We start from the raw sequence: 4,601 nt of genomic DNA, 5'->3' as shown, positions 1-4,601 counted from the left end.
ATGTTCGGTGCGCCGGAGGCAGGTTCAGGGCGGAGGACCCGATGGGCAACGCAGCCGCGGCCGAACTGTTCGGCAATGACGACTGGTCGGTCCAGACGGACGGGATCGAGCACCGGGAGACCGGCTATTTCATCGCGCGCGGCGCCCTGGCCATGCGCCGGGCCGAGGGCTTGTGGGACTGGCCGCTGCAGATGGCCGAGAAGCGCTGGTGCCGGCCGAGCCTGTTCCGGGAAGCCTTCCTGGCGGCCCTCGACCGCTTCGGCATTGCGCGCGACGCCGAGCTGATCCGGTCCTTCGCGCTGGGCTACGGCATCCGCGCGGTGGTCGCACCGGCCGCCGACACCTTCGTCAGCCTGGGTGAGATGCTGACGCCGCGCGAGACGCTTGAACCGATCCGGGTGACCGTGCGCCGGCCGGCGCGGGCCCTGGCTGCCGCAGGGGCGTGACGGTCCGGCGGCGGGCGGATGATTTGACCCGGGCCGCCGCACGCGGATAGCCCTCATCCTTGAAGCAAGGGAGAGAGCATCATGGCGGATCACGACCGGGCTGGACTCGACGGGCTGATCACGCCGCCCTTGTCCCGGCGAGGCTTCGTGATGACGAGCCTGATGAGTGGCTTGACCCTCGCGACCACCCGCGTGGAAGCTCAGGTGATCCACACGGACCCGACCGGCATCGAGGCCGGCGAGGTCAAGATTCCGGCCGCAGACGGGCCGATGCCGGCCTATCGGGCGGTTCCGGAGGGCACCGGCCCCTTCCCGATCGTTCTGGTGATCGAGGAGATCTTCGGCGTCCACGATTATATCAAGGACATCTGCCGCCGGCTCGCGAAGGCCGGCTACTGCGCGGTGGCGCCCGAACTCTACGCCCGCCAGGGCGATCTCTCGACCATGTCGGATCCCAAGCAGATCATCCGGGACGTCATCGCGAAGACGCCGGACGCGCAGTGGATCGGCGACCTCGATGCGGCGGCCGCCTGGGCGGCTTCGGCGGCGAAGGGTGATCCGAACCGGCTCGGCGTCATGGGCTGGTGCCGGGGTGGACGCGACGTGTGGCTGTACGCGGCGCATCGTCGCGACCTGAAGGCGGCGGTCGCTTGGTACGGGCCTGTCGGCGGCGAACGCACCGACATTCAGCCGCGCACCGCCGGCGACGTGGCCGCCGAGATCCATGCTCCGCTGCTCGGCCTGTATGGGGGAGCCGATACCGGTATCCCGGTAAAGGCCGTGGAAGAGGCGCGTGATCGTGCTCTGTCGGCGGGCAAGAGCGTCGAGATCGTGATCTATCCGGATGCGCCGCACGGCTTCCATGCGGATTACCGTCCGAGCTACCGGCGTGAGGCTGCCGAGGATGGCTGGACACGCGCTCTGGCTTTCCTGAAGTCACACGGTGTCGGCTGAAAAGACGTCATCGACGGTCGAGCGAACGCGTTCTGCGTTGGCTGTGTTGCCCAAGACACGGCCTCAATTTCTCAATTGTGCAAGGATCAAAGGAGGATCTGTGCCCGCGCGGGTGTGGCCCTTCGCGGCGTTCGGGCGTTGAACCGATCGAAGCGACCGCCGTTCAGCCCCTGTAGAGTGTCCTGGCCCATGAGCGAATCGGTACAGCCTGGCCAGAAGCCCGTGATCCTCGTCGTGGAAGACCAGCCCGACGAGCGCTTCCTCGCGGCCACGCTGCTGGAGGATACGGGCTTCACGGTCATCGAAGCCGAGACCGCCGATCGCGCCCTGGCCATTCTCAATGATCGCGCGGACGAGGTCAGCGTGGTCTTCTCGGACGTCCGGACCCCCGGGCCGATCGGCGGTTTCGAACTGGCGCGGATCATCGGCGTGACCTGGCCGCGCGTGCGGGTCCTCCTCACCTCCGGCGATGCCGGCGACCAGCCGAGCGACCTGCGCGTCTCGGCGACGTTCATCCCGAAGCCCTGGCGCGCCGAAGACATCCTCGCCTGGGTGGAACAGGCCGCCGGCCGGCCGTCCACCGAGCCCGGACCGTCCGTTATCGGACCGGGCGGCAAAATAATCCCCACCGGCCTGGAAACCTGAGGCGGCCACACAGTTGTACGCCACTCCGGAGCAGCAGTCCCCGGACGTGCGCAGTACACTTGACCCGCGGCACCGCCATGAAGATCGTTGCAATCAACCACGCCGATTCCCTGCGCCGGCCCGGCGCCCGGGATACGGTCGAGTCCGTCCTTCTCGATACGGTCCGCGAGGGGCTGCTCAGCGTCTACGGCGCAGCGGAGCACGACATTCCGGCGGAGATGGCAGCGATTGTGCGGCGGCTCGACCGTCCGGATATGACGCGGTGCATGCTGTCCTGAGGCTCGACCGCCGAAGCTTGGCGGAAGACTGAGGCGATGAGTCGCCAAGGCGAGAGAATCTGCTATTCAGCGCATTCTGACCTGCCGACGCCAAGCGTCTCTCAGTCGAGTCCCTGATGCGTCTCACAGTTCTTCGCGGATCGCTGACTGCCGCCGCGATCATGACCCTGGCCGGCCTCGTATCCGTCCAGGCGGCGACGCCGCCCGCCCAGCCTGCCGATGGGGCGGGGGGTGCGGGTGACCGCAAGGCCACGATCACCAAGCGGCTGCTCGGGCGCGGCACGGCCTCCACCTATGCGTTCTACGCAGCGGGCGCTGCGCCGGAGGCGGGACGGCCCGTCGCCATCGTCCTGCACGGCTGGGGGGCGGTCAATCCGCAGAGCTATGGCGGCTGGATCGACCATCTCGCCCGCCAGGGCTGGCTCGTCCTGTTCCCCCGGTTTCAGGAGGTCAACCGGACGCGACCGGCCGATGCCCCGGCCATCGCGGAAGGCTTGGTCAAGGCCGCGCTCGCCGAACTTGCGACGGAGAGCGAGGCCAAGCCCGATCTCGGCCGCGTCGCGATGATCGGCCATCTCGCCGGCGCGCCGCTCGCCATGGATCTCGCAGCGGCCGCGAAGGCGCAGGGCCTGCCGGTTCCGAAGCTGATCTTTGCGGCGACGCCCGGCGGGATCGCCAGCGGGCCGAAATCCAGAGGCATCGCGCTGACCGACCTGGCGGCGATCGACCCATCCACGCTCCTCGTGGCCATGGTCGGCGACAAGGACACGCGGGCTGCCGACCTCGCGGCGAAGCGTCTCCTGCGCGAGGCCAGCGGCGTGCCGCTGGACCGCAAGTTGTTCGTGCGGGTCCTTTCGGACGATCATGGCTTCCCGGCCCTTACGGCGACGCTGGCCGCCCCTGCGGGCGTCGACAGCGCCTATGACGGGGGCAACATCAAGCCCGCGCCGGAGCCCAAGGATGCGCCGAAGGAGTCGACCAAGCCGACGCCGTTCCGCTGGTCCGCCGACATGGCCTTGACCGGCGAGCAGCAGACGCTGGTCTCGCAGATCAATCTCGCCCGGGTCGATGCCCTGGATTATCTCGGTTTCTGGAAGACCTTCGACCTCGCCGCCGCCGCGGCCTTCGCCGGGTCGGATGCGACGGCGCTGAAGAACAATCCGCGCTTGGCCGACATGGAGCGCTGGAGCGACGGCTGGCCGGTGAAGCGGCTCGCCGTCGAGACGCCCCGGCCCACGCCGGCCGCGCAGGCGGGGACGCCGGCATCCGCGCCCGCAGGCCGCAAGCGCTGAGATCGGCGGTTCCGACAGCTTGGCCCTGGCGCGGGGCTTGCTAATCTCCTCCCGTTCGACACGGGAGCGCGATCATGCCCGAGTTCGTCGCCAGCCTGCTGGCCGCTGCAGCCTTCTGCCTGACATTGCTCGCGCTGAATGCGCTGACGCGGCTGCTGATCCAGGCGCATTTCGCGCCCTCGGATCTCGGCGAGACCGGCCTCCTGCAAATCGGCGGCGCGCTGGTGATGGCCCGGGCGGCCTACCGCCGGGCGCCGCACCGCCGCACGGGCTGAGCCTCAGCGCAGGAAGGCACCGAACGAGCGCGGGCCGTTGCCGGTGGGGATGGTCGCCAGCACCTTGAGCGTCTTGGAATCGAGGACGCTCAGGGTGTTGTCGCCCCAATTGGCCACGTAGAGGCGGCCGTCCGAATCCGCGGCGATCCCTTCCGGATGATCGCCGACATCGACGTCGGCGACCGGCTTCAGCGTGGCGAGGTCGAACGCCGTGACGCTGCCGGCATATTGGTCGGTGACGAAGCCGCGCCCGCCGGCGAGGGCGATCACGTAAGGCCGGCGGCCGGTCGGCACGCGGCCGATCTCGCGCCCGGTCTTCAGGTCCAGAACCGAGACGTCGTCCCCGGTGACATTGGCCGTGTAGGCGCGCCCGGCCGCGGCATCGAGGGTGATGCCGAACGGATGCTGCCCCACGGGAATGACGGAGCTCTCCCGCCGGGTCGCCGTATCCACGACCGAGACCGTGTCGGCCTCGCGGTTGGCGACATAGAGCGTCCCGCCATCGGGGCTGACGGCGATCCCCGAGGGCGAGGCGCCGACCGCGATCTCACCGTCCGGGACCAGCGCACCGTCGCGCTCGGTCAGCACGAACAGACGGTGCCCGTACCAGTCGGCCACGTAGACGGTGCCGCCCCGCGGGTCGGCCGCGACGCCGAGCGGCCCGCCGGGCAGCGGCACCTCGGCGAGGACGCGGCCTGCATCGAGATCGAG

Annotated in this window: 7 protein-coding genes; 6 read left to right on the top strand and 1 reads right to left on the bottom strand. The window is 69.5% G+C overall.

Annotated elements, in window-relative coordinates; genetic code table 11:
• From I53_RS04325 to I53_RS04300, 6 genes are all read left to right on the top strand, one after another.
• Positions 1–446: hypothetical protein (locus I53_RS04325; protein ID WP_306307423.1), on the top strand; the 446-nt coding region annotated here is incomplete at its 5' end.
• An 81-nt stretch (positions 447–527) separates the two neighbouring features.
• Positions 528–1,400: a dienelactone hydrolase family protein gene (locus I53_RS04320; RefSeq protein WP_043347058.1), complete on the top strand. Its 873-nt coding sequence runs from the start codon at positions 528–530 to the stop codon at positions 1,398–1,400.
• Positions 1,401–1,589: 189 nt separating this feature from the next.
• Positions 1,590–2,045: a response regulator gene (locus I53_RS04315; RefSeq protein WP_043347066.1), complete on the top strand. Its 456-nt coding sequence runs from the start codon at positions 1,590–1,592 to the stop codon at positions 2,043–2,045.
• A gap of 59 nt (positions 2,046–2,104) precedes the next feature.
• Positions 2,105–2,323, top strand: a complete 219-nt coding sequence (locus I53_RS04310; RefSeq protein WP_251982213.1) for a hypothetical protein — start codon at positions 2,105–2,107, stop codon at positions 2,321–2,323.
• 116 nt (positions 2,324–2,439) lie between these two features.
• Complete coding sequence (locus tag I53_RS04305) at positions 2,440–3,615, top strand: hypothetical protein (protein ID WP_043347056.1); 1,176 nt, start codon at positions 2,440–2,442, stop codon at positions 3,613–3,615.
• A gap of 74 nt (positions 3,616–3,689) precedes the next feature.
• Positions 3,690–3,890 (top strand): hypothetical protein, encoded by a 201-nt coding sequence (locus I53_RS04300; RefSeq protein ID WP_043347054.1) that lies wholly within the window; start codon positions 3,690–3,692, stop codon positions 3,888–3,890.
• Between the two features lie 3 nt (positions 3,891–3,893).
• Here I53_RS04300 and I53_RS04295 read toward each other — a convergent pair.
• On the bottom strand, positions 3,894–4,601 hold a 708-nt coding region (locus I53_RS04295), incomplete at its 5' end, for a YncE family protein (RefSeq protein ID WP_043347053.1).

The sequence above is a fragment of the Methylobacterium sp. B1 genome, from assembly GCF_000333255.1.
GTDB classification, from domain to species: Bacteria; Pseudomonadota; Alphaproteobacteria; order Rhizobiales; family Beijerinckiaceae; genus Methylobacterium; species Methylobacterium fujisawaense.
This window is presented reverse-complemented; position numbering and strand designations above follow the sequence as displayed.